Here is a 25,807-nt window from a genome sequence, read left to right on the forward strand (position 1 = left end):
CCCCCCGACCGACCGGTCGAGGGGCGCATCACCCGTCACAATCACCCTCGCCCGCGTGTCACGGACGGGTGACGAATCCTTGCTCGACCATCCAGTCGAAGGCCACGTCGGCCGGCTCCTGGCCCTCGACGTCGACCGCCAGGTTGAGGCGGCGCATCTCGGTGTCGGTGAGGGCGGGTGAGATCTCGTCGTACACCTCGGCCAGCTGCGGGTACTCCTCGAGCGTGGCCGTCGACAGCACCGGTGCGGCGTTGTAGGCGGGGAAGAACCCGCGGTCGTCCTCGAGCACGTCGAGGTCGAGCGAGTCGATCCGACCGTCGGTCGTGAAGACCTCGCCGAAGTTGCAGCTGCCCCGGTCCGTCGCGGTGTAGACCGTGCCCGTGTCGAGGATGCTGACGTTGCTCGTCGGCACGCCGTCCGCGGCCCCGAGTTCGAGCCCGTAGGCCGCGAGCATGGGGGCGAAGCCGTCGGCCCGAGAGTTGAACTCTGCCTCGACGCAGAAGGTGCGCTGGTCGACGGGCAGGTCGGCGATCTGTGAGAGCGACGTGATGTCGCCCAACTCGGGCGCGGCCTCGGCCCGGACGGCCATGGCGTAGGTGTTGTTGAGGGGCGCGGGCTCGAGCCAGGTCAGTCCGTTGTCGGCGTCCGCGTCGCGAACGGCCTCGTACTGCTCCTGCTGGTCGGGGATGCCCTCCGCCTCGGCGAGGTAGGTCAGCCAGGCGGTGCCGGTGTACTCGTAGGTCATGTCGGCCGTGCCGTCGAGCATCAGCTGTCGCACCGCCACCGACCCCGGCACGTTCGTCATGTCGGTCACCTCGAAGCCCGCGGCCTGGGCGGCCAGCACCGCGATCTTGCCGAGGATCAGTTGCTCGGTGAAGTTCTTCGCCGTCACGGTGATGGCCGCGTCGTCGGGCAGCCCCTCGATGGCGCGGATCGAGCCGGGCGCCACCGCGGGCACGAAGGCCGTCGCCGGTTGCAGACCGCACCCGGTCAGCGCCACCGTCGCCGCGGCGACGACGGCGAGGCACGAGGAGGCGCGGCGCAGCCGGCGGGGGAGGCGGGAGGTGGTCATGCGCGGAGTCCCTTCGGACGGGCGACGTACTCGACGACACGACCCAGCCAGTCGATCATGAGGGCGAGCAGAGCGATGAGCAGGGCCCCGGAGACGAGGACCCGGGGCAGGAAGAGGTTGACCCCGGTGGTGATCAGGAGGCCCAGGCCGCCGGCGCCGATGAACGTGGCGAGGGCCGCCGACCCGACGAGCAGCACGAGGGCCGTGCGGATGCCCGAGAGCATCACGGGGACGGCCAGCGGCAGCTCGACCTTGAGCAGGACCGCGGACGCGCTCATGCCCATGCCTCGACCGGCCTCGACGAGGCGGGCGTCGACGCTCTGCAGCCCGATCATGGTGTTGCGCAGCACCGGCAGCACCGCGTACAGCACGAGCGCGACGACGGCCGCCCAGAAGGTGAAGCCGAGCCAGAACGCGAGCAGCACGATCAGACCGATGGCCGGAGCGGCCTGCCCGAAGTTCGCGACGACGAGCACGGGTCCGCTGATGCGGACGAACGGGCGCCGGGTCAGCAGCACCCCGAGCGGGATGGCCAGCACGAGCACGATCGCGGCCGACACGAACGTGAGGGCGAGGTGCTCGCCCGTGTAGGCCAACAGGTCGGAGGGGTTGAGCGTGGTGCGTTCGGCCGTCGTGAGGTCGGCCGTGGTCAGCCAGACGACGAACGCCGCGAACACGGCGAGCACGGCCACGGGTTGCACGAGCAGTCCGAGCCACGCCGGGCGGGGCCCACGCCGACCGGACGAGCGCCCGTCGATCGAGGCCGGAGCGGCCGAGGCGGTCACGCCGCGTCCTCGTCGTCCGCGGGGGCCCCCGGCACGATGTCGAAGGAGCCCGTGTTCGTCCCCACCGGCGCGTCGTGTTGGGCCTCCGCCGCCGATGCGCGCGCCCGGGTGATGGCCTCCATCACGACCTCGACCGTGATGACGCCGATGAATGCGTCGCGTCGGCCCGTGACCAGTGCGGCGCCCGCACTCGAGACCAGCATGGTGTCCAGTGCGTCGTTGAGGGTGGCGCCGCTGCCGATGACGGGCAGGTCGGCGTCGGGTGTCGACCCCAGCACGCCGAGCCGGCCGAGCTGGCGGCGTGAGGGCCACGAGACGGGTCGTTCCCGGTCGTCGACGACGACCGCGTGGCCGTGGCCGGCGGCCTCGACCCGAGCGAGGACGTCGGCGGCGGACTCGCCCGAGCGGGCGACGACGGCCTCGGCGAGGTCGACGTCGCGCACGCGCGTCAACGTCAGTTGCTTGAGGCCGGCCCCCGACCCGATGAAGTTCTCGACGAACTCGTTCGCGGGCTCGGCGAGGATGCGCTCCGGGGTGTCGTACTGCACGATGTGCGCGCCCTCGGAGAAGATGACGATCCAGTCGCCGAGCTTCACGGCCTCGTCGAAGTCGTGGGTGACGATGACGATGGTCTTCTGCAGCTCGTGCTGGATGTTGATCAGCTCGTCCTGCAGGCGTTGGCGGGTGATGGGGTCGACGGCGCCGAAGGGCTCGTCCATCAGCAGCACGGGCGGATCGGCCGCCAGTGCCCGCGCGACGCCGACCCGCTGCTGCTGACCACCCGAGAGCTCGCGCGGGTAGCGGTCGCGGTACGTGGCCGGATCGAGCGACACGAGTTCGAGCAGCTCGTCGACGCGGGCCGAGATGCGCTCCTTCGACCAGCCGAGCATCTTCGGCACGATCGCGATGTTCGCCGCGACGCTCATGTGCGGGAACAGCCCGCCGGCCTGGATCACGTAGCCGATGCGACGGCGCAGCTCGTCGCCGTCGATGGAGGTGACGTCGTCGTCGCCCAGGACGATGCGGCCCTCGGACGGCTCGATCAGCCGGTTGATCATCTTCAGGGTCGTGGTCTTGCCACAGCCGGAGGGCCCGACGAGCATGACGATCTTGCCCGCAGGGATCTCGAGGGTGATGCCGTCGACCGCCGGCTTCGCCTGGCCGGGGTACCGCTTGGTGACCTGGTCGAGGGTGATGCTGCGGCCCGAGACCTCGTCCGAGGGGGACGAGGAGGCGCGGGTGGGGTCAGTTCTGGACACGGATGCCTCTCGAGACGGTAAGGCGGCCGAGGCCGACGAGGAGGAGGTCGAGGACGAGGGCGAGCAGGACGACGCCCACCACGCCCGTGACCACGGAGGCGAGCGCGTTCGCCCCGCCGAGTCGGGACAGGCCCGAGAAGATGAAGCCGCCGAGGCCGGGCCCCAGCGCGTACGCCGCCACCGCGGCGATGCCCATGACCATCTGGGCGCTCACGCGGATGCCCGTGAGGATGATGGGCCACGCGAGGGGCATCTGGACGGTCGCGAGGGTGCGGAACCTGCCCATGCCGATGCCCCGCGCCGACTCGATGATGGAGCCGTCGACCTCGTGGAGCCCGACGACGGCGTTCCGCAAGATCGGCAAGGCGGCGAAGAACGTCACGACGATGACCGACGGCGCGACGCCGAAGCCCGCGAAGGGGATCAGCAGGCCGACGAGCGCGAAGGACGGGAGGGTCAGCCCGACCGCGGAGACGCCGTTCGCCAGGGCGTAGAGCTTGGGGCTGCGGTGCACGAGGGCGGCGAGCCCGACCGAGATGAGCACGGCCAGGACGAGGCACTGCACCACGAGGGAGAAGTGCTGCCAGGAGGCGAACCAGATCTGGCTCCACCGGTCCACCACGAAATCCCACGCCAAGCAGACCATCTCCTCTGAGCAACGACCATCAGTCCGAATCGTCGCTTCCCCGAGAGGCGACCGACGCCCACACTAACCACGGCCCCCACGCCGCGTCATGTCGCCGACCACCCTTCCGGGAGCCCGAGAGTCGCCTGCCGTTATGAAATCCGACGGACGAAAGCCCTGACGGGAACGGCGTGTCGACTTTCGCCGACACGCCGTTGTAACGATCCTCAGATCCTCGCCCCGCAGGGCCTCCGTCAGTCGACGCGGGCTCGGGTCGAGACCTTGTACCGCGCCCCGTGGTGCTCGTCCGGCAGCCGGTCTCCGCGCCCGAACAGCTTCTGCCGCAGCGTGCCCGGTTCGTACCCGGTGGGATAGACGCCCCGGGCCTGGAGCACGGGGATGACGTGCTCGACGACGTCCTCGAACGTGCCGGGAGTGATCGCGTAAGCGAGGTTGAACCCGTCGACGTCGGTCTCGTCGACCCACTCCTGCAACTGGTCGGCGATCTCCTCGCCGGACCCGACGATGCGGGGTCCGAGGCCGCCGATCCCCGCCGCCTCGGCGATGTCGCGGATCGTCCACTCCTTCCCCGTGTCGCCCTCCTGCGCCTGGAAGTTCGCGAGTGCCGACTGGATGGCGTTGCTCTCGACGTCACCCACGGGGTCGTCGAGCGAGTAGGTCGACAGGTCGACGCCCATCCAGCCCGACATCAGCGTCAGGGCCCCTTCGTGGGAGGCGTAGCGCCGGTACTCGTCGTGCTTGGCCCGGGCCGCCTCGGGGGTGGCGTCGGTGATGATGGTCAGCAACGTGTAGATGCGCGCCGAGTAGCGGTCGCGGCCCGCGGCCTCGAGGGCGTCCCGGATCTTGCCGACCGTCGCGGCCAGGCGTTCCTTGGTCGGGGCGGCCACGAAGATCGACTCGGCGTTGCCGGCGGCGAAGCGGATGCCCCGCGGCGAGGCACCCGCCTGGTAGATCACGGGCGTGCGTTGAGGGCTGGGCTCGGCGATGTGGATGCCGGGCACCTTGTAGTACGTGCCGTCGTGGCCGATCTCATGGACCTTCGTCGGGTCCGTGAAGACGCCCGACTCGCGATCGCGCACGACGGCGTCGTCCTCCCACGACCCCTCCCACAGCTTGTACAGGACCTCGAGGTACTCGTCCGCCTGGTCGTAGCGGGTGTCGTGGTCGAGCTGGTCGTCGGCCCCCATGTTGCGGGCGGCGCTCGGCAGGTAGCCGGTGACGACGTTCCAGCCGACCCGCCCCTCCGTCAGGTGGTCGAGCGTCGACATGCGCCGGGCGAACGGGTAGGGGTGCTCGTAGGCCGTGCCGGCCGTGATGCCGAAGCCGAGGTGCTCGGTCGCGGCGGCCATGGCCGAGACGAGCAGCACCGGGTCGCCGACCGGGGTCTGGGTGCCGTTGCGCAGGGCCGCGTCGTGGTTGCCGCCGTAGACGTCGTAGGTGCCCAGCACGTCGGCGATGAAGAGCCCGTCGAAGACGCCCTTCTCGAGGAGGCGCGCGAGGGAGGTCCAGTAGCTCAGCTTCGTGTAGTCGGCCGAGCGGTCGTCGGGGTGCCGCCAGAGACCGGGGGACTGGTGCCCCACGCAGTTCATGTCGAAGGCGTTGAACCGGATTCGTCGAGTCATGAGGCCATCCTCACGACCCGGGCTCGTGCTGTCGTCCGTGCTGACACACGACGTCACACTCCACGCCCCGTAGCCTGTGTCGGTGCTCCCGTTCCGCCCCCGCGTCGCCGACGTCGACCGCCCCCGTCTCACCCGCGACGTCTACGTCCTCGGCGTGATCGCCTTCTTCGTCATGGTCGGCTTCGGCGTGGTCGTCCCCGTCCTGCCGGTCTACGCCCGCAGCTTCGGCGTCGACCACGCCCTGGTGGGCGCCGTCCTCTCGGCCTTCGCCCTCATGCGCCTCGTGGCGAGTCCGTTCGTGGGGCGACTCATCGACCTGATGGGCGAGCGGGTCGTGCTCTCGGTGGGCATCGGCATCGTGGCACTGTCGAGCGGGCTCGCCGGGCTCGCCCAGACCTACCCGCAACTCCTCCTGCTCCGGGGCGCGGGCGGCATCGGCTCGGCCATGTTCAGCATCGCGGCGATGACGTTGCTGCTCGGCGCCACCGATCCGTCGCTCCGGGCCCGGGCCGTCGGCTTCTACCAGGGCGGGTTCCTCGTCGGCGGGATGGCGGGGCCGGCCCTCGGCGGACTGCTCGCCACCGTCTCGCTGACGGCGCCGTTCTTCTTCTACGCGGGCACGCTCGCCGTGGCCGGCCTGGTCGGCGTCGTGCTCTTGCGCCGGGCACCGCAGCACTCCTCGACGATCGTCACCGCGCCTCCGGTGCCCCTCGGGGTCGTGCTGCGCGACGTGCGGTTCCGGACCGCGTGCGTGGCCAACTTCGCGCAGGGCTGGTCGTCGCTGGGGGTGCGCAGCGCCCTCGTCCCCGTCCTCGTGGTCGAGGTCCTGCGCGGTCCGACGGCGTGGACGGGCCTGCTCTTCGCCGCGTCGGCGGTGGCCCAGACCCTCGCGCTGGCACCGGCCGCGCGCTTCGTCGACACCGTCGGCCGTCGACCGGCCGTGATCGGTGCGTTCGCGGTGGCCGCCGTGACCCTGTTCGCGGTGTCGCTCGCGTCGGACGTCTGGACCCTCGGCGCCCTGCTCTGCGTCTACGGCGTGGCGACAGCGTTCATGGGCACCGCGCCGGCAGCGCTCGTCGGCGACGCCGCGGGCGCCCGGGGCGGTCGTCCGGTCGCGATCTTCTCGATGTGCTCCGACGTCGGGGCGATCGCCGGACCGCTCGTCGCAGGCCTGCTCGTCGACACGGTCTCGTACCCCGCGGCGTTCGGAGTCGCGGCCGTCCTGCTGGCCGTGGCGGCCGGGGCGGCGATCCGCCTGCCCCGGACCGCCGCCGGCACGCCCACCCCGGCCTGATCAGCCGAGGTGCACGGGCGCCTCGGTGGGCAGCAGGTCCTCCTTGCGGCCGCGGATGAGGAAGAACGAGATCGGCGCCGCGAGCAGCATGGCGATCGCGGCGGCCAGGAACGCCACCGAATAGCCGTCGACCAGAGCACCGAGCGGCCCGCCCACCGTCGACGTCGAGGACGCGACGGCACCGGCGTAGAGGTTCGTGAACACGGCGAGACCGATCGATCCGCCGATCTGCATCATGGCGTTCGAGGTCGCGCTGGCGGCACCGGCGTCGTGCGGCGCGACCCGGCTGAGCGCCAGGTTCTGCATGGGCACGAAGACGCCGGCGAGGCCGACGCCCATGACGAGCAGGGCCGGCAGCACCTGGACGGCGTACGAGCCGTCGGCCGTGATCTGCGTGGCGAGCCAGAGCAACCCCGCCCCGGCGACGAGCGGCCCGACGATCATCATCGGGCGAGGGCCGACGACCGGCAGCAGCTTCGTGAGCAGGGGAGCGCAGACCATGATGACCAGCGTCATCGGCAGGCTGGCGAGCCCCGCCTCGAGCGGACCGAAGCCGAGGACGATCTGCAGGTGGAAGGTCAGGTACAGCAGGGCGCCGATCATGACGCTGCCGACGATCAGCTGCACCAGGAAGGCCCCGCCCCGCACGCGGTCGGCGAGCACGCGCATCGGCAGCAGCGGATGGTCGCTCCGTCGCTCGACGACGACGAACAGGGCGAGCAGGCCGGCCCCCAGGGCGATGAAGCCGATGACGACGGCCGACCCCCAGCCGTCCTCGGCCCGGGTGAAGCCGTAGACGAGGCTGGCGAGGCCGGCGGCGACGACGATCGTCCCGACGACGTCGAGGCGGTTGCGACCCTCGGCCCGGCTCTCGCTCACGACGAAGGCGGCGGCGACGATGGCGACGAGCACGATGGGCACGTTGACGAGCAGGCACCAGCGCCAGCTGACGAACTCGGTCAGCACGCCGCCGAGCACGAGCCCGACGGCCGCGCCGGCGCCCGAGATGGCACCGAAGACCGCGAAGGCGGTGTTCCGGTCACGTCCCGACGCGAAGGTGGTGGTGAGCACGGCGAGGGCCGCGGGGGCGAGCAGGGCGGCGAAGACGCCCTGCAGGCCACGGGCGAGGATCAGCTCGCCGCCGGTCTGCACGAGTCCGCCGAACGCCGAGGCGGCGCCGAATCCGACCATCCCGACGATGAAGGTGCGCTTGCGCCCCCAGAAGTCGGCGATCCGACCACCGAGCAGCAGCAGCGCGCCGAAGGCGAGCGCGTAGGCCGTCACGACCCACTGGCGGTTCTCGTCGCTGAGGCCGAGGTCGGCCTGGGCGTCGGGCAGGGCGATGTTGACGATGGTGCCGTCGAGGACGACGACGAGTTGCGCGAGGGCGACGATGACGAGCACCCACCAGCGGCGCGACGAACGCGTCTCGGTGGGGGCGGGGGCGACGGTGGTCACTGCGGTACCTGTTTCTCTGGGGGACGACGGACCACCCTACCTACTAGTTGGTTGGTTCGTAAGTCGGCTACGGTGATCCGATGCGAACCGATGCCGCCGAGACCCGTCGAGCCATCCTCGAGGCCGCGACGGCGGAGTTCTCGCGACACGGGTTGGCCGGGGCGCGCGTCGACCGCATCGCCGCCGAGGCAGGCTGCAGCAAAGAGCGTCTCTACGCGAACTTCGGTGACAAACGATCGCTCTTCACGACCGTCCTGAACGGCACGTTCGAGACCATGGGGGACGCCGCGTCCCGCCCCGCCGCGAGCGTCGAGGAGTTCGCCCTGGCCGTCTTCGACCACATGCAGGCCCACCCCGACCACAACCGGCTCCTCGCCTGGGCCCGGCTCGAGGGCGAGCACGACTGGGAGGCCTCGGTGCCCACCCTGCGCTCGGTCCAGGACGCCGCCCTGTCACAGCTCGACCGTCTTCGCGGCGACCCCGCCGTGACGGTGTCCTGGAGCAGCGACGACATCTTCGCCCTCGTCATGTCGCTCGCCTGCGCCTGGCAGAACCTGCCCGGTCTCGGCGAGGCGCACCCGGGTGTCGTCCTCGACCCCGCCCTCCAGCGCGAGATCGTACGCGAGGCCGTGCGGCGACTCACCACCGCCTGAGCCGGGCGCCGGGCCGCTCGACCGCACCGACGACGAGGGAGGCGCGCCCCGGTCACCCGGGACGCGCCTCCTTCTGTCGGTCGCTCGCGTCTACTTCTTCGCGTCGACCTTGGGCGTGACCTTGAGGAAGCCCGCACGCGGGTCGCCGAGGCCGACCAGCGGAGTCGTGTCGCGCCCACCGACGAAGTTCGTCACCCAGCCGGACAGGATGCGGAACTTGCGGTTGAGCGTCGGCATCGCGTACAGGTGGTAGCCGCGGTGGGCCATCCAGGCCGGCACGTTCTTGAGCTGCAGGCCGAACATGCTGGCCGCACCCTTGCCGATGCCGTAGCTCGCCACGGTGCCGAGCGACTCGTGGCGGTACTCCTTGACGGGCTCGCCCGAGAGGGTGGCGATGACGTTGTCGGCCACGGTGACCGCCTGACGCACGGCGTTCTGCGCGTTCGGCGGGTAGTAGGCGGGCTGCTTCTCGGAGAGGAGGTCGGGGACCTGCGCCCCGTCGCCGAGAGCCCAGACGCCGTCCAGCTTCTGGCCGTCCTCGGTCTGCACCTGCAGCGTCGCGCTGACGTTGACGTGTCCCTTCGGGCCGAGGGGCAGGCCCATGTCGCCCAGCACGGGGTTCGGCTTGACGCCGGCCGTCCAGACGATCGTGCCCGCGGGGATGGTCTCGCCGTCGCTCAGCACGACGTCGCCGTCGACGCACGAGGGCATCGTCGTCTTGAGGCGGATGTCGATGCCGCGACCGCGCAACTGGCCGAGTGTCCACTTCGAGAGCTCGGGGCCGACCTCGGGAGCGACGCGGTCGAGGGCCTCGACGAGCACGAAGCGCATTTCGTCGCGGGACAGGTTCGGGAACGTGTCGACGGCCGAGTTCGCGGCGTCGGACAACTCGGCGAGGGCCTCGACGCCGGTGTAGCCGCCGCCGACGAAGACGACGGTCAGGAGCTTGCGTCGGACGGCCGGGTCCTTGACGCTGGCCGCCTCGGCGATGTTGCCGAGGATGCGGTCACGGACGTACTGCGCCTCTTCGACGCTCTTGAAGCCGACGCCGTTCTCGGCGAGCCCCGGGGTCGGGAAGGTGCGGGTGACGGCGCCGAGGGCGACGACCAGCTGGTCGTAGGCGATGTCGGTCGACTCGCCGTCCGCGCTGGTGACGGTGACCTTCTTGGCCTCGCTGTCGAGCCCGGTGACGGACGCCTCGACGACCTTCGTGCGCTTCAGCGTCTTGCGCAGCGGCACGGTGACGTCGCGCGCCGCGATGTGGCCACCGGCGACCTCGGGCAAGAACGGCTGGTAGGTGAAGTACGGGGCCTGGTCGACGAGGGTGATGCTCGCCGCCTGGGGTGGGTGTCGCTTCTGCAGTTCGAGTGCAGTGGTGAGCCCGGCGGAACCGCCGCCGAGAATTACGATTCGCTTGGTCATGTATGTGTTCCTCCCTCAGACGACCGTACCCCCGGGGCCGCCTGCCGGAACGCCACACGCCGAACGGCCCGGCACCCCTGAGAGCCGGGCCGGGCACGGCCACGCGTCGGACGGTGCGGTCAGCGGCCGCCGTCGAGGTCGCTCTGCGTGAACGACCCGTCCGGTTCGCCGTCGTGGGGTCCGCCGTCGGCGGCCGGCTCGTCCGGGACCTGCGCGTCGACGTACGACCCGTCGCCCTCGCTCGTGCCGGCTTCTTCGGTGTAGGTGCCGTCGGCCTCGCCGTCGTGCGGCCCACGCGTGCGGGCGCCGCCGTCGAGGTCGTCGTCGACGTACGAGCCGTCCTCGCCCGAGGTGGGTCCGCCGGTGCTCGGCCGGTCGTGCTCGTGGTGGTTGGCGTCGCTGCCCATGGGTGCTGCCCTTCGTCGAGGTCGGTCGGCGTCGTCGCCGCCCGTGCGGCTCACCCTAGACCGACGCGGCCACGGCCGACCGAGCGGAGCGACGGCGTCAGAACCCCTCGTTCTCGCGGGTCACGTAGGGCGACTCGAGCGCGTCCAGCTCGTCGTCCGTGAGCCACAGGTCGACCGAGGCCACGGCGTCGTCGAGGTGCTGCATCTTCGTGGCCCCGACGATCGGCGAGGTGACCGCGTCCTGCTGCCGCACCCAGGCCAGCGCGACCTGTGCGCGCGAGACGCCCCGCGCCTCCGCGACGTCGGCGACGGCCTGCGCGACGGCCCGGTCGCCGTCCTCGCGCTGCTTGTAGAGCGTCTGACCGAAGCTGTCGGTCTCGGTCCGGACCGTGGTGGCGTCCCAGTCGCGGGTCAGCTTCCCGCGGGCCAGGGGAGACCACGGCAGCACACCGACGCCCTGGTCGAGGCAATAGGGGTGCATCTCACGTTCTTCCTCGCGCTGGATCAGGCTGTACTGGTCCTGCATCGAGACGAAACGCGTCCAGCCGCCGAGGTCGGCCGCGTGCTGCATCGTGGCGAACTGCCAGGCCCACATGCTCGAGGCCCCGATGTAGCGGGCCTTGCCGGCCTTGACGACGTCGTGCAGCGCCTCCATCGTCTCCTCCACGGGCACCTCCGGGTCGAAGCGGTGGATCTGGTACAGGTCGACGTAGTCGGTTCCGAGCCGGCGCAGGCTGTCGTCGATCGCACTCATCACGTGGCCCCGGCCGAGCCCGGCGCCGTTGGGCCCGGGACGCATGCGGCCGTGCACCTTGGTCGCCAGGACGACCTCCTCGCGGGTGGCGAAGTCGCGCAGGGCCCGGCCGACGATCTCCTCGCTGGTGCCGTCCGAGTAGACGTCGGCCGTGTCGAAGGTCGTGATGCCGAGCTCGAGCGCCCGGGCGATGAACGGGCGGCTCTCGTCCTCGGGCAGGCTCCACTCGTGCGTGCCGCGATCGGGCACGCCGTAGCTCATGCAGCCGAGGGTCACCGCCGAGACGGTCAGGCCGCTCGTGCCCAGTCGTGCGTACTCCATGTGTGGTCCCTCTCGTCGTGGGGCGGGGCACCGGTGGCCGCGCCGACTGCGACCCTACGCGCGAGGCGGTGCGGCCCGACCCGCGGTCGACGCGTCCCCGCGGATCACCGAGGCGGTGTGTCGGAGCGCCCGCCGCGCCTCCGGGGTCCAGGGCGCGCCGACGAAGTCGTGGAAGGCACCGCGGTAGAGCCGCAGCTCGACGCGTCCACCCGCCGCGCTCACACCGGCGGCCAGCCGCTTCACGTCGGGCGTGAGCAGGTCGCGGTCGCCGGCATAGGCGAACACGGGTGGGAGACCCGAGAGGTCGCCCCGCACCGGGCTGACGAGGGGGTCGGCCGGATCGCGGTCCCCGGCCCACCACCGCCCCGCGGCGACGAGACCGTCGCGGGCGAGCATCGGGTCGAGCGGTGCGACCTCGTCGATCGCGGGGGAGTCGAGCAGGGCGTCCACCCACGGCGAGAAGAGCACGACGGCGTCGGGGACGGGCCGGCCGGCGTCGCGTTCGCGCATCGCCGCGACGAGGGCGAGCGCCCCGCCCGCCGAGTCGCCGGCCACGACGACCCGGGACGGGGAGGCGCGGCGCACGTCCTCGAGGACGGCGTCCAGCAGAGGCAGCGCGTCGTCCACGTCGTGGGCCGGGGCGAGCCCGTAGAGGGGCACGGTGACGACGGCCCCGGAGGCGCGGACGAGACCCGCGAGCAGGTTCCAGTGCGTGGCCAGGACGGGGTGCACGTAGGCACCGCCGTGCAGGTAGACCACGTGGACGCCGCTCGGGGCCTGACGCGGACGGAGCGTGACGACGCGCGCACCACCGACCCGCGCCTCCTCGACGGTCGCGACGCGGTGCACCCCTCGGGTGACCGGCGCGGCGGAGCCCTGACGGGCGACCGAGCGGACGAGCGAGTCCTCGGACTCGGTCGAGCGGGGGCGGAGGCGGGGGCGGAAGCGCAGCAGGGCCCGCGTGGCGGCCATCGAGAGCGACATGATCCGACCCTACGGGCGCCGGGGACGACCAGGGGCGGCGGGGGCTACCGGACGGGATGCGAGGGGGCTAGCTTGTCCCCCGAACGGGTCACCCGACCCCGACGTCGCCGGTGCCGTCATCTGGGAGCGCGCACCGACGGCACACCTCGCTGCACGAACACACCCGAAGGAACGACGATGTTCGACACACGCTTCATCAGCAGTGCCATCTCCCGGAGCGCCGAGACCCCGATCGATCGACGACGGCTGCTCGCCGCCGCCGGCGTCACGGGCCTCGGCACGGGGCTCGCCGCGGTCGCCGCGACGCTGCCCGCCCAGTCCGCGGCCGCCGTCTCGCCCTCCGACGAGGTGATCAGTGATGCGACGATCCTGAACTTCGCACTCAACCTCGAGTACCTCGAGGCGGAGTTCTACCTCCGGGCCGTCACCGGCTCGGGGCTGCCCGCCGACCAGATCACGGGCATCGACCCCCAGGGCGGCGTCGTCGGCGGCGCACCCGTGCCGTTCAAGACCACGATCGTCAAGCGCATCGCGCAGGAGATCGCGGCGGACGAGAAGGCGCACGTCTCCTTCTTGCGGTCGGCGCTCGGCGGCGCGAAGGTGTCGCGACCGGCGATCGACCTGCAGAGCAGCTTCACGGCGGCGGCCCTCGCGGCAGGGGTCATCACGCCGGGCCAGACCTTCGACCCGTTCGCCTCGGAGGAGAACTTCCTGCTCGGGGCGTTCATCTTCGAGGACGTCGGCGTGACCGCCTACAAGGGGGCCGCACCCCTGATCTACAACAAGACCTACCTCGGCGCGGCCGCCGGCATCCTCGCGGTCGAGGCCTACCACGCGGGCATCATCCGCACCACGCTGAACGCCAAGGGACTGCAGGTGCCCGCGACGAAGATCTCGGACGCCCGCGACTCCCTCGACGGGTCGACGGACGACGACCAGGGCCTGACCCTCGGTGGCGTCCAGAACCTCGTGCCGACCGACGCCAACGCCATCGTCTACGGACGGACCGCCGAGCGCGTGCTCAACGTCGTGTACCTGACGCCGAACCAGATCGACAAGGGCGGGTTCTTCCCGCAGGGCATCAACGGCTCGATCGTCGCCAGCGGCAACCCCGGCAGCGCGGTCTGACGACCGACGAAGGCCGGAGAACCAAGGAAGGCCCGCACACCGGGGTGTGCGGGCCTTCCGTCGCTTGCGAACAAGCCTCTGTCTCAACACAGATCTGGTGAAACGCCTCTCGGAAGAGGATGTTTCGAGTGTCCGAGGGGGGACTTGAACCCCCACGCCCTATACGGGCACTAGCACCTCAAGCTAGCGCGTCTGCCATTTCCGCCACCCGGACTGGATGGTGCCGACCGAAGCCGACACGAAAGATTAGCACGGCTCGGAGGGCCCTCGTGACCACCGCCACGTCCGTCGGCGTGAGGGGCGCGGCAGGTAGCGTGGGGCGCATGACGACGACCCCCACGAGCACCGGCCCGACCGAGCCCGAGCTCGACGAGACGGCCCGCATCGCCCGCGACCTCATCCGGTTCGACACGTCGAACTACGGCGGTGGGCGGTCGAACGGAGAAGCCGACGCGGCCGAGTACGTCGAGGCGGCCCTCCGCGACCTCGGCCTCGAGCCGCAGCTGTTCGAGTCCGAACCCGGCCGGGTCAGCGTGATCGCCCGGGTCGAGGGAGCAGAGCCGGCGAAGCCCGGCCTGGTGGTGCACGGCCACCTCGACGTCGTGCCGGCAGACCCGGCGAACTGGTCGGTCGATCCGTTCGGCGGGGTCGTGCAGGACGGCATGCTCTGGGGGCGCGGGGCCGTCGACATGAAGAACATGGACGCCATGATGTTGACGGCCGTCGGCGACATCCTGCGGGCGGGGGAACGACCGGCCCGCGACCTGGTGCTGGGGTTCCTCGCCGACGAGGAGGCCGGGGGAGTCCTCGGCTCGCACTTCCTCGTCAAGGAGCACCCCGGGTTGTTCGACGGCGCCACCGAGGCGATCAGCGAGGTCGGCGGTTACTCGACGTTCATCGACGGACGCCGCTCGTACCTGCTGCAGACGGGCGAGAAGGCCCTGATCTGGATCAAGCTCCGGGCACGGGGCACCGCTGGCCACGGCTCCCAGATGATCGAGGCGAACGCCGTGACGCGCCTGGCCGAGGCCGTGGCCGTCCTCGGCCGCCAGCAGTGGCCGATCGTGCTGACCGACACGACGACCGCTCTCCTGGGCGAGGTGGCCCGCATCCTCGACGTCGACGTGCACGAGGTCGCCCCCGACGAACTGGTCCTGCGCACCGGCACGGCCAAGGGCTTCATCCGCGGGTCGCTGCGGACGACGACCAACCCCACGATGCTGACGGCGGGCTACAAGCACAACGTCGTGCCCGACACGGCCGAGGCCCTGGTCGACATCCGATGCATGCCGGGGCAGGAACAGGCCGTGCTCGCCGAGGTACAGGCGCTGATCGGCGACGACGTCGAGATCGAGACGATGCACACCGACATCGGGCTCGAGACGCCTTTCTCGGGCCCACTGGTCGACGCGATCACCGCCACACTCGACCGCCACGACCCGGGGGCACCCGTCCTGCCGTACCTGCTCTCGGGCGGCACCGACAACAAGGCCCTCAGCCTCCTCGGCATCGCCGGCTACGGCTTCGCCCCGCTCCGGCTCGACGAGGGCATGGACTTCCCGGCCATGTTCCACGGCGTCGACGAACGGGTGCCGCTCGACGCACTATCCTTTGGCAGTCGCGTCCTGCGGGACTTGTTGTCGACGTACTAGCAACCCCCGCACCAGAAGGGTCACCCGCGTGGAGCATCTCCTCCAGGCACTCCTGCTCGGCCTCGTCCAGGGCCTCACGGAGTTCCTCCCCGTCTCGTCGAGCGCCCACCTGCGGCTCGTCGGCCTGTTCTTCAGCGATCCCGGAGCGGCGGCCGAGTTCGACCCTGGCGCCACCTTCACCGCCATCACGCAGCTCGGCACCGAACTGGCGGTCGTCATCTACTTCCGGCGCGACATCACCCGCATCGTCTCGCGCTGGTTCGCCGGCGTGACCGGAAAGATCCCGCGCACCGACCCCGACGTCCGCATGGGCTGGCTCGTCATCATCGGCACCGTCCCGATCGTGCTCGTCGGGTACGTCGCGCAGGAGTACATCCGCACGGTGTTCCGCTCGCTCTGGATCGTGGCGATCGTCCTGATCGTGTTCGGCGTGCTGCTCGGCCTGGCCGACCGACTCGGCAAGAAGACCGAGCGCTTCGAGGACATGCGTTACGGCCACGGCATCGCCGTCGGCGTCGCCCAGGTGCTGGCGCTCTTCCCCGGCGTCTCGCGGTCGGGTGCCACCACGACCACGGCGCTCGCCCTCGGCTACACGCGGCCGGCCGCCGCGAGGTTCTCGTTCCTGCTGGCGGTGCCGGCCGTCTTCGGCAGCGGTCTCTACGAACTCGTACAGAGCTTCAGCGACCCCGGACCCTACTCGCTGGGCGAGACCCTGGCCGCCACGGTCGTCGCCTTCGTCGTCGGCTTCGTCGTCATCGCGTTCTTCATGAACTACATCTCGCGCCGCAGCTTCGCCCCGTTCGTGGCCTACCGCATCGTGCTCGGCGTCGTCCTGCTCGTCCTGCTCGGCACGGGCGTGGTGGCCGCATGAGGTCCTGGTCCGAACCCGTCGTCCCCCGCCTCCCCGGCCTCGGCGACCTCCCGGCACTCCACGACACGTCGACCGGCACGGTGCACCCGACCGAGGTCGACGGTTCGTCGGCCGGCCTGTACGTGTGCGGCATCACGCCCTACGACGCCACCCACCTGGGCCACGCGTCGACCTACCTGGCGTTCGACACCCTGCTGCGCGTCTGGCGCGACGCCGGGGTCGAGGTGGTCTACGCCCAGAACACGACCGACGTCGACGACCCGCTGCTCGAGCGGGCGACGGCCACCGGCGTCGACTGGCGCGAACTCGCCGACGGCCAGACCGACCTGTTCCGCAGCGACATGCAGCACCTGGCCGTCGTGCCGCCGACGCACTACGTCGCCGTGACCGAGGTGGTGACCGACGTCGCCGACGCCGTGGCGCACCTCCTCGACCGAGGTCTCGCGTACCCCGTGCCGACCGACGCCTCGAGCGCCGGCGACGACCTGTACTTCGACGTCCGGGCCGCCGAACGCGACACCGACTGGCACCTGGGCCTCGAGAGCCGCTACGACGCCGACACGATGGCCCGGTTCTTCGCCGAACGCGGTGGCGACCCCGACCGCCCCGGAAAGCGCGACCCGCTCGATCCGCTGCTCTGGCGAGCGGCCCGCGACGACGAGCCGTCCTGGCCGACCACGCTGGGGGCCGGCCGTCCGGGCTGGCACATCGAGTGCACGGTGATCGCCCAGCAGCACCTCGACGTCCCGATCACCGTCAACGGGGGCGGCAGCGACCTGGTGTTCCCGCATCACGAGATGAGCACGGCGCACGGCACGGCCCTCACCGGCCGCCCCTACGCCGTCCACCACACGCACACCGGGATGGTCGGCTACCAGGGCGAGAAGATGAGCAAGTCGCTCGGCAACCTCGTCAAGGTCAGCGAACTCGTCGCTGCGGGCCACGACCCGCGCGCGGTCCGACTCGCCCTCCTGGCGCACCACTACCGCTCCGACTGGGAGTGGTTCGACGCCGAGCTCGCCGCCGCCGAGCAGCGCCTCGGCCGCTGGGTCGCCTGGGCGGCCACGAGCGAAGGAGGCGCGGTGGCGGTCACGGCTCCCACCCCCTTGGTCGTCGGCCTGCGCTCCTATCTCGCGGACGACCTCGACACGCCGTCGGCCCTCGACGCCGTCGACGCCGTGGTGTCTCGGGGAACCGCCCCGTCCGAGGTCGACGTCGACGCCGTCCAGGCGTTGTTGGGCATCGACCTGCGCGCCTGAGCCCGCCGGGAGGACGCAGACGCCGACAGGCCCCAGGACGGCCCACGAGAAACGGGTCGTCTGCCCCGTTCTCCATGCATATGCATGAGTGTTCCTCATTCAGCACGAGCGTCTGCCCTACGATGGTCGGCGTGGAAACGTCGATCAACGCCCCGGCTCCGGCCGCGACGTCGAGCGACGCCCGCCGCCCACTCACCCGACGCGACACGCGCGTCGACCTCTGGATCGCCGCTCTCACCGCCGTTCTCGGCCTCGCCACGCTCTGGCTCAGTGCCGTCATCGTCGCGGACGCCGACGGGGCGGGCTCGCCGTCGATCGTCGAGAGCGTGCTGTGGCTCGTGTGCCTCTGTGCGCCGCTCGCCTTCCGCCGGCAACGGCCCGTGGCCGTCCTCGTCGTCGTGTCGGGCGTGTTCCTGGCCGCCCAGCTGAGGGGCTATCCCGACACGCTGACGCCGTCGATCGTCGAGTTCGTGGCCATCTTCACCGCGAACGCCTGGGCCGCCCGGCGCGCCCGCGCGCTCGTCGTCAGCGTCGTCGTGACCGCGGTCATGTTCGTCTGGCTCGGGGTGTGGCTGCGCTCGGTCTACGTGTCCGACGCCGAGGCCGCCGACCCCGTGACCCTCGCCACGATCGCCTACACGCTCGTCTCGAACGGCATCGTCCTCGTGACGGCCATCGCCTTCGGTCGAGCGGCCCGGGTGTCGGCCACCAGGCTGCACGCCCTCGAACGCACGGGGGTCGAACTGCGGGCGGCGCACGAGCTCGTCGCCGACCGGGCCATCAACGAGGAGCGCACGCGCCTCGCCCGCGAGTTGCACGACGTGGTCGCCCACCACGTCGCGGTCATCGGCATCCAGGCCGGCGCGGCCCGACGGACCCTCGACCGGCCCGAGATCGCACGAGGCGCCCTCTCGGCCGTCGAGGGCACGGCGCGCACGACCATCGACGAGCTCGACCGCCTGTTGTCCGTGCTGCGGTCGCGCGACGGCGAGACCGGGTCCGCCCCCTCGGGCCTCGGTGCCCTGCCCGAACTCATGGCCGACACGCGCGCCCTCGGTCTCGAGGTCCGGTTCTCGGTGCACGGTGACGCCCGCGACGTCCCCGAGAGCATCGGCGTCACCCTTTACCGCATCACCCAAGAGGCGCTCACCAACACCCTCAAGCACGGCAACGCCTCGCTCGCCGAGGTGCACCTGCGCTACGGCGACCGCACCGTCGAGGTCGAGGTCGTCGACGACGGCCGTCCCGGCCCCACGCCCTACCCCGGGGCGACCCCGCCGCAGGGCACGGCCACGTCCGGCGCCGGACTGGGCCAGCGGGGCATGCGCGAACGGGTCGACCTCCACGGGGGCGAGTTGCACCTCGGCCCCCGACCGCGCGGGGGCTACCGGGTGCACGCCGTCCTGCCCGTGGGCGCCTGCGCCGACGCCCGCCCCCGCGACCACGTCGCCACCGACCCCTCCGAGAGACCATGACCGACACGACCGATCCCGTCACCGTCCTGCTCGTCGACGACCAGGATCTCGTCCGCACGGGTTTCCGCATCATCCTCGACACCGCGCCCGACGTCCGCGTCGTGGGTGAGGCCTGCGACGGGCTCGAGGCCGTCGACCTCGTCCGGCGACTCCGCCCCGACGTCGTCGTGATGGACATCGAGATGCCCGTCCTCGACGGGCTCGAGGCCACGCGCCGCATCCTCGCGCAGTCTCCCGAGGGCGGCCCGGCGGTCCTCGTCCTGACGACCTTCGGCCGGGACGACTACGTCTTCCGGGCCCTCCAGGCGGGGGCGAGCGGCTTCCTGCTCAAGACGGCCACGCCCGAGGACCTCATCGAGGCGATCGCCGTCGTGCACCGCGGGGACGCCCTGCTCTCGCCCCAGCTCACCCGTGCCGTCGTCGAACGCGCCGTGGGCGACCCGGCGACGGCGCGGGTCGTCGTCCCCAGTCCGGCCCTGGCGACGCTCACCGAACGCGAACGCGAGGTCCTCGACCGGCTGGCATCCGGGGCCTCGAACGCCGAGATCGCCCGACGGTTGTTCCTCGGCGAGGCGACGGTCAAGACGCACGTCTCGAACGTGCTCGGCAAGCTCGGCCTCCGTGACCGGACGGCGGCCGTGGTGTTCGCCTACGAGAACGGCGTGGCCGTCCCGGGCGAACCCACCACCTGAGCCGGGTCGTCGAGCCAGGACGCCGGACCCCGTCCGACGGGGCCACGGCAGGGTGGCTCAGGGGACCGGGGGATACCTCGGGTCGTCCGGTCGGCCGTCCCCGCCCTTGCCGTCGCGCCGCCGGAGGTACCGTTCGAACTCCTGCGCGATGGCCTCCCCGCTGGCCTCGGGACTGTCCACCGTGTCGCGGGCCTGCTCGAGCTGTTCGATGTAGCCGGCCATGTCCTCGTCGTCGGCCGCGAGGGCGTCGATGCCGGATTCCCAGGCCGTCGACTCCGCGTCGAGCTCGCCTCGGGGGATCGCCACGCCCGAGAGCTCGTCGAGCTTCTCGATGAGGGCGAGCGTCGCCTTGGGCGACGGGGCGTTGTGGACGTAGTGCGGCACCGAGGCCCAGATCGACAGGGTCGGCACGCCGGCGGCCTCGACGGCGTCGGCGAGGACCGACAGGATGCCCACCGGTCCCTCGTAGGTGCTGCGTTCGAGGGAGTACTCGTCGCGGACGGCCTCGTTCTCGCTGCTGACGAAGACCGAGATGGGGCGCGTGTGGGGGACGTCGGCGAGCATGGCCCCGAGGAACACCACGCCCGTGACGTCGTGCACGTCGATCAGGTCGACGATCTCGGCGGCGAAGCCCCGCCAGCTGCGCGACGGTTCGGCGCCGAGCAGCACGAGCACTTCGGTGGCCGGCGACGCCGGGACGCGGGGGAGGACCGTCACGGCGTCGGCGGCCGCGTGCAGCTGGATGCGGGGCCACACGAGGGTGCGCACCCCGTCGTCGTCGAGCCCCACCTGCGGACGGTTGAACTGGTAGTCGATGTACCGCTCGCCGTCGAGTTCGGCCACCGGTTCGAGCGAGAGCGTCTCGACCAGGCTGCGCGCGACGCCGCTGGCGGCCTCGCCGGCGTCGTTCCAGCCCTCGAAGGCCACCACCAGCAGGCGTCCCGCAGCGAAATCCGACGTGTTCGTCAACCTGAGTCCTCACCGTGCCGGAAGGGCGTCCGGCGCTTGACCCTCCACGATAGTCCGTGACCGCCATCAGGAGGCGCGGGCCGGGAGGCCACGCCGGTCACGCCCGGTAGACTCGTGCGCCGTGACCGAAACCCTGCCTGCCGCCGTCCTGTGGGACATGGACGGAACCCTCGTCGACACCGAGCCGTACTGGTTCCTCTGCCAGGTCGAACTGGTCGAGTCCTTCGGCGGCACCTGGAGCCGCGAGGACGGCGACGCCATGATCGGCAGCGGCCTGTGGCAGTCCGCCCGCGTCCTGCAGTCCCACGGCGTCGACCTGTCCGAGGACGAGATCATCGACCGCCTGACCACCGCGGTCCTCGAGCGTGCCGCGCTCGAGATCCCCTGGCGTCCCGGCGCGAAAGAGCTCCTCGCCGAGCTCCGCCGTGAGGGAGTCCCGACCGCCCTGGTCACGATGTCGATCCGGCGCATGGCCCAGTTCATGGTCGACGCCATCGAGTTCGAGGCCTTCGACGCGATCGTCGCCGGCGACGACGTCGAGCACGCCAAGCCGCACCCCGAGGCCTACCTCCGTGGCGCCGCACTGCTGGGCGTCGACCCCGCCGACTGCATCGCCATCGAGGACAGCACGCCCGGCCTCGCCTCGGCCGTGGCCGCCGGCACCGTCGCGATCGGCGTCGAGCACCACGCGCCGCTCGCCGACGACGGCCCCTACATCCGACGCGACACGCTCGTCGGGACGACGGTCGGCGACCTCCGTGAGCTGCACCGTGCCGGGCGCGCCGTCCGCGACCAGGCGATCTTCGACTCCTGACCCCGGTGCGTACGCCGCGCCTCCTGCACCCCTCGGGGTGCGACCCGATCGAAAGCAGCACCCCCGCATGACCGCGTTCCGCCGCCAGTCCGGCCCTTTCGTCGAAGGCGACAAGGTCCAGCTCACGGGCCCCAAGGGCAAGATGAACACCATCGTGCTGACGCACGGTGCCGTGTTCCACACGCACCGCGGCATGATCGCGCACGACGACGTCGTCGGTCTGCCCGACGGGTCGGTCGTCCCGAGCACGACCGGCGACGAGTACCTCGCGCTCCGTCCCTTGTTGAGCGATTTCGTGATGTCCATGCCCCGGGGCGCCGCCATCGTCTACCCGAAGGACGCCGCACAGATCGTGGCGTTCGCCGACATCTTCCCCGGCGCGACCGTCGTCGAGGCGGGCGTGGGTTCGGGCGCGCTGTCACTCTGGTTGCTGCGTGCCGTCGGCCCCGAGGGACGCCTGGCGTCCTTCGAGCGCCGTCAGGAGTTCGCCGACGTGGCCGAGGGCAACGTCGCGAGCTTCTTCGGCGCCGAGCCCGAGAACTGGTCGGTCACGGTCGGCGACCTGGCCGACGAACTCCCGGCGGCGATGCCCGACGGGACGGTCGACCGGGTCGTCCTCGACATGCTCGCTCCGTGGGAGAACGTCGACGTCACGGCCGACGCGCTCAAGCCGGGCGGCCTGGTGATCTGCTACGTCGCCACGGCCACCCAGCTCTCGCGGACCGCCGAGGCCCTGCGCGCCTCGGGGTCCTTCACCGAACCCGACGCGTCCGAGACCCTCGTCCGCGGCTGGCACGTCGAAGGCCTCGCCGTTCGCCCCGACCATCGCATGATCGGGCACACAGGATTCCTCCTCACCGCACGCCGCCTCGCCCCCGGCGCGGTGCTTCCGCAGCTCAAGCGGCGCCCCTCGAAGTCCGACTACAGCGACGCCGACGTCGACGCCTGGACCCCCGGGGCCCTCGGCGACCGGTCCGCGAGCGACAAGAAGCTGCGCAAGACCGCCCGCCAGGCGCGGTCGGCAGCCGAGGCCGCCATCGCGGCGACCGGAGCCGTCGACGGCGGCGCCACCGACGGCCCCTCGACCGGTTCCGCGCCGGCCTGAGCGTCATCGAGGGCCTTGATCGCCCCCGCTAAGCTGTCCCCGCATCCGAACGACCCGACCGGAAGCCCCACTCGACCCCCGGTCGCCTCCACGAAATGAGTCCCCGTGCGCACCATCCCCGCCCTCGTCGTGACGGTCGGCCTGCTCGCCTCGATGACGGCCTGCTCGACCACGGCCGGCCCCGGCTCGACCGGCTGCCCTGCCACGGGCGACGCCGCCTCGGTCGTCACGGCGACCGGTGACTTCGGCACGAAGCCCGACGTCGACGTGCCGACCCCCATCGTGACCAAGAAGACCGAGGTGTCGACGCTCATCCAGGGCGACGGCCAGCGACTCGTCGACGGCACCCCGGTCGTCATCGACTACACCCTCTTCGACGGCTCCACGGGGCAGGAGCTCGAGGACAGCGGTTACGACGGCTCCACGAACGTCCCCTTGACCGTCGGCGGCCAGACGCTCGCCCCGCTGGTCGACGCGCTCGAGTGCTCGACGGTGGGCTCGCGCGTCGCCGTCGCCGTCAAGGCGAGCGACCTCTCCGCATCGATCAACGGTGCCGCGACGACCCCGAACGACGACCCCGACGCGGCCTACGTCGCGGTGGTCGACGTCAAACGCGCATTCCTCGCCAAGGCCGACGGTGCCCTCCAGCTCGGCGCGAACGGTCTGCCCGCCGTCGTCACCGCCCCCGACGGAGCACCCGGCATCACGATCCCGGCGGGCGACGCTCCGACCGACGAGGTCGTGCACCTCGTCCGTAAGGGCCACGGCACGACGTTGACCGCCGACGACACGGCCGTGGTGCAGTTCACGGCCGTCACCTGGAGCCAGCCGGCCACCGTCGCGGGTTCGACCTGGACGAACGGCGGCTCGGCCACGCCGGTCGACCTCGGCGACGAGCAGATCCCGGACGACATCCGCTCGGCCCTGGTGGGGCAGCAGGTCGGTTCGCAGGTCATGATCGTGCTTCCCGCGTCCGCCGAGAGCGGCGGCTCCGCCTACGTCTACGTCTTCGACGTTCTCGGGGCGATCCGATGACGCGGCCCTGCTGAGCCGGTCGCCGTGCCCGCTGCCCGCACCCCCCGCGTCCCCGTCGAAGAGCGCCTGTTCAGCCTCGTGCTGGCCCTGCTCGCGACGGATTCCGGGTTGAGCAAGACCGAGGTCCTGTCGACCGTCCAGGGGTACCGCCAGAAGTACTCGCGCTCCGGCGACAACGCCGCGCTCGAGCGGCAGTTCGAACGAGACAAGGACGACATCCGCGAACTCGGCGTCCCCCTCGAGACGATCGACGATCCTGCGTCGGCGGGCAACAACCAGGCCTTGCGCTACCGCATCCCGCGCGGGGCGTACGAGCTGCCCGAGGACATCTCGTTCTCCTCGGAAGAGACCGCCCTCCTCACCCTGGCGGCGATGGTCTGGCGCGAGGGGTCGCTCTCGCACGAGTCCCGTCGGGCCCTCCTCAAGCTCCGTTCACTCGGTGGCGCGGCGAGTGTCCCCGAGCTCGAGTACGCCCCTCGACTCCGTTCCCGCGACGCCGCGTTCGAGCCGTTGCGCACCGCGCTCGACCGCGGCGTCGTCGTCCGGTTCGACTACCTCAAGCCCGGAGACGAGGCCGCCCGACGGCGTGAGGTCGCTCCGGCTGCCTTGGTCCAGCACCACGGTCGGTGGCTGGTGTCCGCGGTCGAGGTGGGCACGGGAACGCTCAAGACGTTCCTGCTGTCGAGGGTGGTCGGTCCCGTCCAGCTGACGTCCACCCCGTTCGCACGCCCCGACGACGCCACCGCCGACCGCGCGCTGGCCGACCTCGAGCAGGTCTGGCGGGACCGCACCGCGACCCTCCGGGTCGAGCCGACGTCCGACGCCGAGACCCGGCTCGGCAAACGTCGCGGCACCACGCGTCTCGATCCCGTCACCCTCACGGTCCATTGGACGGACGAACACCTCCTCGCCGACGAGCTCGCCTCCTTCGGACCCGAGGTGACGGTCGTCGAGCCCGAGAGCCTGCGCACCCTCGTGCGGCACCGCCTCGCGAGCGTGCTCGACACCCACACGGACGCCGTCGACGGAGGCGTTCGTGGCTGAATCCCGAGGTTCTCTCCACGCCGCGGACAAGCTGGCCTTCCTGCTCTCGCTGGTCCCCTGGCTCATGGACCACGAACGCGTCAGCGTCGCCGAGGCCGCCGCGCACTTCGGCGTGAGCGTGGCCGAGATCCGCCGTGCGGTCGAACTGATCGCCGTCTCGGGCATCCCCGGCGAGACCACCCAATACCAGCACGGCGACCTCTTCGACATCGCCTGGGACGATTTCGAACAGAACGACGTCATCGTGCTGACCAACCTCGTCGCCATCGACGACTCGCCACGGTTCTCCGCTCGCGAGGCCGCCGCTCTCATCGCCGGGCTGCAATACCTGTCCTCGCTGCCCGAGAACGCCGATCGCGCGGCCATCGCCACCCTGATGAGCAAGCTCTCCCGAGGGGCCTCCAGCGAACCGAGCCAGGTCGCCATCGACCAGTCCGAGACGAACGAGGTGCTGGGGCTCGTCGGACGGGCGGTCGAAACCGGCGTCCAGCTCGAGTTCGACTATCGCGGTACCCGTGGGGTCGCCGAACGCCGCCGGGTCGACCCGCTGCGGGTCGAGTCGGTCGACGCCGATTGGTACCTCAGGGCCTGGGACCACCTGCGCGAAGCCCCCCGCACGTTCCGACTCGACCGGATCGCCGCACCGGCACTGACCTCGACTCCCATCGCTCATCGGGCCGACGACGTCGCTCTGCCCGAGACGCTCTTCGAGGGGTCTCCGGACGACCTCGTCGTGGTGCTCGACCTCGACGCGGCCGCGGCACCGCTCCTCGCCGACTACGGCCCCGACGAACCCGAGCCCCTCGAGGACGACCGCGTCCGACTCCGACTGCGCGTCAACCGTCTCGGCACGCTCTGTCGACTCGTGGCCGGACTGCCGGGTCGCCCGGAGGTCGTCGCGCCCGAGTCGGCGCGCTCGGCGGTGGCCGACTGGGCCCGTCGGGCGATCGAGCGGTACGACGCCGAGCCACCCCGCGCCTCCTAGGCTCTCCGCCCCACCCGCGCTGTGGATCGTCTGCGCCGCGCCCGTCGCGGGTGACACCGCACGATAGACTGATCGTCACCCTGCCCCGCAAGGAGACCCCA

At 71.5% G+C, this 25,807-nt stretch carries 24 protein-coding genes and 1 tRNA gene; 13 read left to right on the forward strand and 12 right to left on the reverse strand.

What is annotated here, in order from left to right; genetic code table 11:
* Nucleotides 1-58: 58 nt before the first annotated feature.
* From ASE87_RS05530 to ASE87_RS05550, 5 genes are all read right to left on the reverse strand, one after another.
* Entirely contained in the window at nt 59-1,072 is a 1,014-nt protein-coding gene (locus ASE87_RS05530) for a glycine betaine ABC transporter substrate-binding protein (protein ID WP_043594974.1), read from the reverse strand.
* Entirely contained in the window at nt 1,069-1,830 is a 762-nt protein-coding gene (locus ASE87_RS05535; protein ID WP_043595080.1) for an ABC transporter permease, read from the reverse strand. The genes ASE87_RS05530 and ASE87_RS05535 overlap by 4 nt, the downstream gene beginning before the upstream one ends.
* 23 nt (nt 1,831-1,853) lie before the next feature.
* On the reverse strand, nt 1,854-3,116 hold the full coding sequence (locus ASE87_RS05540) for an ATP-binding cassette domain-containing protein (RefSeq protein WP_043594973.1): 1,263 nt from the start codon (nt 3,114-3,116) through the stop codon (nt 1,854-1,856).
* Nucleotides 3,103-3,753: an ABC transporter permease gene (locus ASE87_RS05545; RefSeq protein ID WP_231567080.1), complete on the reverse strand. Its 651-nt coding sequence runs from the start codon at nt 3,751-3,753 to the stop codon at nt 3,103-3,105. The genes ASE87_RS05540 and ASE87_RS05545 overlap by 14 nt, the downstream gene beginning before the upstream one ends.
* Before the next feature lie 242 nt (nt 3,754-3,995).
* Nucleotides 3,996-5,384: an LLM class flavin-dependent oxidoreductase gene (locus ASE87_RS05550; RefSeq protein ID WP_056226539.1), complete on the reverse strand. Its 1,389-nt coding sequence runs from the start codon at nt 5,382-5,384 to the stop codon at nt 3,996-3,998.
* Between the two features lie 82 nt (nt 5,385-5,466).
* Here ASE87_RS05550 and ASE87_RS05555 point away from each other — a divergent pair, with 82 nt between their 5' ends.
* Complete coding sequence (locus tag ASE87_RS05555) at nt 5,467-6,678, forward strand: MFS transporter (protein ID WP_231567079.1); 1,212 nt, start codon at nt 5,467-5,469, stop codon at nt 6,676-6,678.
* Here the strand turns inward: ASE87_RS05555 and ASE87_RS05560 are convergent, their stop codons facing one another.
* Nucleotides 6,679-8,136 carry an MFS transporter gene (locus ASE87_RS05560; protein WP_056226540.1) on the reverse strand — a complete coding sequence of 486 codons (1,458 nt, stop codon included), beginning with the start codon at nt 8,134-8,136 and terminating at the stop codon, nt 6,679-6,681.
* Nucleotides 8,137-8,216: 80 nt separating this feature from the next.
* On the opposite strand from ASE87_RS05560, the gene ASE87_RS05565 reads away from it, so the two are divergent.
* On the forward strand, nt 8,217-8,789 hold the full coding sequence (locus tag ASE87_RS05565) for a TetR/AcrR family transcriptional regulator (protein ID WP_056226542.1): 573 nt from the start codon (nt 8,217-8,219) through the stop codon (nt 8,787-8,789).
* Nucleotides 8,790-8,879: 90 nt separating this feature from the next.
* Here ASE87_RS05565 and ASE87_RS05570 read toward each other — a convergent pair whose 3' ends face one another.
* The 4 genes from ASE87_RS05570 to ASE87_RS05585 all read right to left on the reverse strand — a co-directional run bounded on the left by ASE87_RS05570 (nt 8,880) and on the right by ASE87_RS05585 (nt 12,677).
* Nucleotides 8,880-10,211: an NAD(P)/FAD-dependent oxidoreductase gene (locus ASE87_RS05570; protein ID WP_056226544.1), complete on the reverse strand. Its 1,332-nt coding sequence runs from the start codon at nt 10,209-10,211 to the stop codon at nt 8,880-8,882.
* A gap of 119 nt (nt 10,212-10,330) precedes the next feature.
* Entirely contained in the window at nt 10,331-10,618 is a 288-nt protein-coding gene (locus ASE87_RS05575) for a hypothetical protein (protein ID WP_043594967.1), read from the reverse strand.
* Nucleotides 10,619-10,715: 97 nt separating this feature from the next.
* Complete coding sequence (locus ASE87_RS05580) at nt 10,716-11,693, reverse strand: aldo/keto reductase (RefSeq protein ID WP_056226546.1); 978 nt, start codon at nt 11,691-11,693, stop codon at nt 10,716-10,718.
* Between the two features lie 54 nt (nt 11,694-11,747).
* Complete coding sequence (locus ASE87_RS05585) at nt 11,748-12,677, reverse strand: alpha/beta hydrolase fold domain-containing protein (RefSeq protein ID WP_056226548.1); 930 nt, start codon at nt 12,675-12,677, stop codon at nt 11,748-11,750.
* 177 nt (nt 12,678-12,854) lie between these two features.
* Here ASE87_RS05585 and ASE87_RS05590 point away from each other — a divergent pair, with 177 nt between their 5' ends.
* The gene (locus ASE87_RS05590; RefSeq protein ID WP_043594964.1) at nt 12,855-13,805 is read left to right on the forward strand and encodes a ferritin-like domain-containing protein; all 951 of its coding nucleotides are present in this window, start codon (nt 12,855-12,857) and stop codon (nt 13,803-13,805) included.
* A 129-nt stretch (nt 13,806-13,934) separates the two neighbouring features.
* Here ASE87_RS05590 and ASE87_RS05595 read toward each other — a convergent pair.
* Nucleotides 13,935-14,019 (reverse strand) — tRNA-Leu (locus ASE87_RS05595).
* Between the two features lie 109 nt (nt 14,020-14,128).
* On the opposite strand from ASE87_RS05595, the gene ASE87_RS05600 reads away from it, so the two are divergent.
* The 5 genes from ASE87_RS05600 (at nt 14,129) to ASE87_RS05620 (ending at nt 19,754) form a co-directional block, all read left to right on the forward strand.
* Nucleotides 14,129-15,457, forward strand: coding sequence for a M20/M25/M40 family metallo-hydrolase (locus ASE87_RS05600; protein WP_056226550.1), 1,329 nt, complete (start codon nt 14,129-14,131; stop codon nt 15,455-15,457).
* Nucleotides 15,458-15,485: 28 nt separating this feature from the next.
* Entirely contained in the window at nt 15,486-16,328 is an 843-nt protein-coding gene (locus tag ASE87_RS05605; protein ID WP_056045103.1) for an undecaprenyl-diphosphate phosphatase, read from the forward strand.
* A complete protein-coding gene (gene mshC, locus ASE87_RS05610; RefSeq protein WP_056226552.1) occupies nt 16,325-17,587 on the forward strand; it encodes a cysteine--1-D-myo-inosityl 2-amino-2-deoxy-alpha-D-glucopyranoside ligase in 1,263 nt (420 codons plus the stop codon). The genes ASE87_RS05605 and mshC overlap by 4 nt, the downstream gene beginning before the upstream one ends.
* 131 nt (nt 17,588-17,718) lie before the next feature.
* The gene (locus ASE87_RS05615) at nt 17,719-19,062 is read left to right on the forward strand and encodes a sensor histidine kinase (protein WP_162235864.1); all 1,344 of its coding nucleotides are present in this window, start codon (nt 17,719-17,721) and stop codon (nt 19,060-19,062) included.
* Nucleotides 19,059-19,754, forward strand: coding sequence for a response regulator transcription factor (locus ASE87_RS05620; RefSeq protein ID WP_056226556.1), 696 nt, complete (start codon nt 19,059-19,061; stop codon nt 19,752-19,754). The genes ASE87_RS05615 and ASE87_RS05620 overlap by 4 nt, the downstream gene beginning before the upstream one ends.
* Nucleotides 19,755-19,811: 57 nt before the next feature.
* On the opposite strand, the gene ASE87_RS05625 is transcribed toward ASE87_RS05620, so the two are convergent.
* A complete protein-coding gene (locus tag ASE87_RS05625; RefSeq protein WP_056226558.1) occupies nt 19,812-20,723 on the reverse strand; it encodes a proteasome assembly chaperone family protein in 912 nt (303 codons plus the stop codon).
* 121 nt (nt 20,724-20,844) lie between these two features.
* On the opposite strand from ASE87_RS05625, the gene ASE87_RS05630 reads away from it, so the two are divergent.
* The 5 genes from ASE87_RS05630 (at nt 20,845) to ASE87_RS05650 (ending at nt 25,706) form a co-directional block, all read left to right on the forward strand.
* Entirely contained in the window at nt 20,845-21,537 is a 693-nt protein-coding gene (locus ASE87_RS05630) for an HAD family phosphatase (protein ID WP_235472199.1), read from the forward strand.
* 67 nt (nt 21,538-21,604) lie between these two features.
* Nucleotides 21,605-22,642: a tRNA (adenine-N1)-methyltransferase gene (locus ASE87_RS05635; RefSeq protein ID WP_043594958.1), complete on the forward strand. Its 1,038-nt coding sequence runs from the start codon at nt 21,605-21,607 to the stop codon at nt 22,640-22,642.
* 105 nt (nt 22,643-22,747) lie between these two features.
* Nucleotides 22,748-23,677 carry a hypothetical protein gene (locus ASE87_RS05640; protein WP_043594957.1) on the forward strand — a complete coding sequence of 310 codons (930 nt, stop codon included), beginning with the start codon at nt 22,748-22,750 and terminating at the stop codon, nt 23,675-23,677.
* 24 nt (nt 23,678-23,701) lie between these two features.
* Nucleotides 23,702-24,721, forward strand: a complete 1,020-nt coding sequence (locus tag ASE87_RS05645; protein WP_056226562.1) for a YafY family protein — start codon at nt 23,702-23,704, stop codon at nt 24,719-24,721.
* Nucleotides 24,714-25,706 (forward strand): YafY family protein, encoded by a 993-nt coding sequence (locus ASE87_RS05650; protein ID WP_056226563.1) that lies wholly within the window; start codon nt 24,714-24,716, stop codon nt 25,704-25,706. Before ASE87_RS05645 ends, ASE87_RS05650 begins: the two co-directional genes overlap by 8 nt.
* The last annotated feature ends 101 nt before the right edge of the window (nt 25,707-25,807 follow it).

The organism is Frigoribacterium sp. Leaf44 (assembly GCF_001421865.1).
In the GTDB taxonomy this organism is placed as follows: domain Bacteria; phylum Actinomycetota; class Actinomycetes; order Actinomycetales; family Microbacteriaceae; genus Frigoribacterium.

Bases quoted from the DNA above. Each gene is read 5' to 3' on its own strand.
- ASE87_RS05635 (WP_043594958.1), top strand. From the start codon at position 21,605: ATGACCGCGTTCCGCCGCCAGTCCGGCCCTTTCGTCGAAGGCGACAAG.
- ASE87_RS05570 (WP_056226544.1), bottom strand. From the start codon at position 10,211: ATGACCAAGCGAATCGTAATTCTCGGCGGCGGTTCCGCCGGGCTCACC.
- ASE87_RS05550 (WP_056226539.1), bottom strand. From the start codon at position 5,384: ATGACTCGACGAATCCGGTTCAACGCCTTCGACATGAACTGCGTGGGG.
- ASE87_RS05590 (WP_043594964.1), top strand. From the start codon at position 12,855: ATGTTCGACACACGCTTCATCAGCAGTGCCATCTCCCGGAGCGCCGAG.
- ASE87_RS05565 (WP_056226542.1), top strand. From the start codon at position 8,217: ATGCGAACCGATGCCGCCGAGACCCGTCGAGCCATCCTCGAGGCCGCG.
- mshC (WP_056226552.1), top strand. From the start codon at position 16,325: ATGAGGTCCTGGTCCGAACCCGTCGTCCCCCGCCTCCCCGGCCTCGGC.
- ASE87_RS05620 (WP_056226556.1), top strand. From the start codon at position 19,059: ATGACCGACACGACCGATCCCGTCACCGTCCTGCTCGTCGACGACCAG.
- ASE87_RS05530 (WP_043594974.1), bottom strand. From the start codon at position 1,072: ATGACCACCTCCCGCCTCCCCCGCCGGCTGCGCCGCGCCTCCTCGTGC.
- ASE87_RS05600 (WP_056226550.1), top strand. From the start codon at position 14,129: ATGACGACGACCCCCACGAGCACCGGCCCGACCGAGCCCGAGCTCGAC.
- ASE87_RS05575 (WP_043594967.1), bottom strand. From the start codon at position 10,618: ATGGGCAGCGACGCCAACCACCACGAGCACGACCGGCCGAGCACCGGC.
- ASE87_RS05580 (WP_056226546.1), bottom strand. From the start codon at position 11,693: ATGGAGTACGCACGACTGGGCACGAGCGGCCTGACCGTCTCGGCGGTG.
- ASE87_RS05585 (WP_056226548.1), bottom strand. From the start codon at position 12,677: ATGTCGCTCTCGATGGCCGCCACGCGGGCCCTGCTGCGCTTCCGCCCC.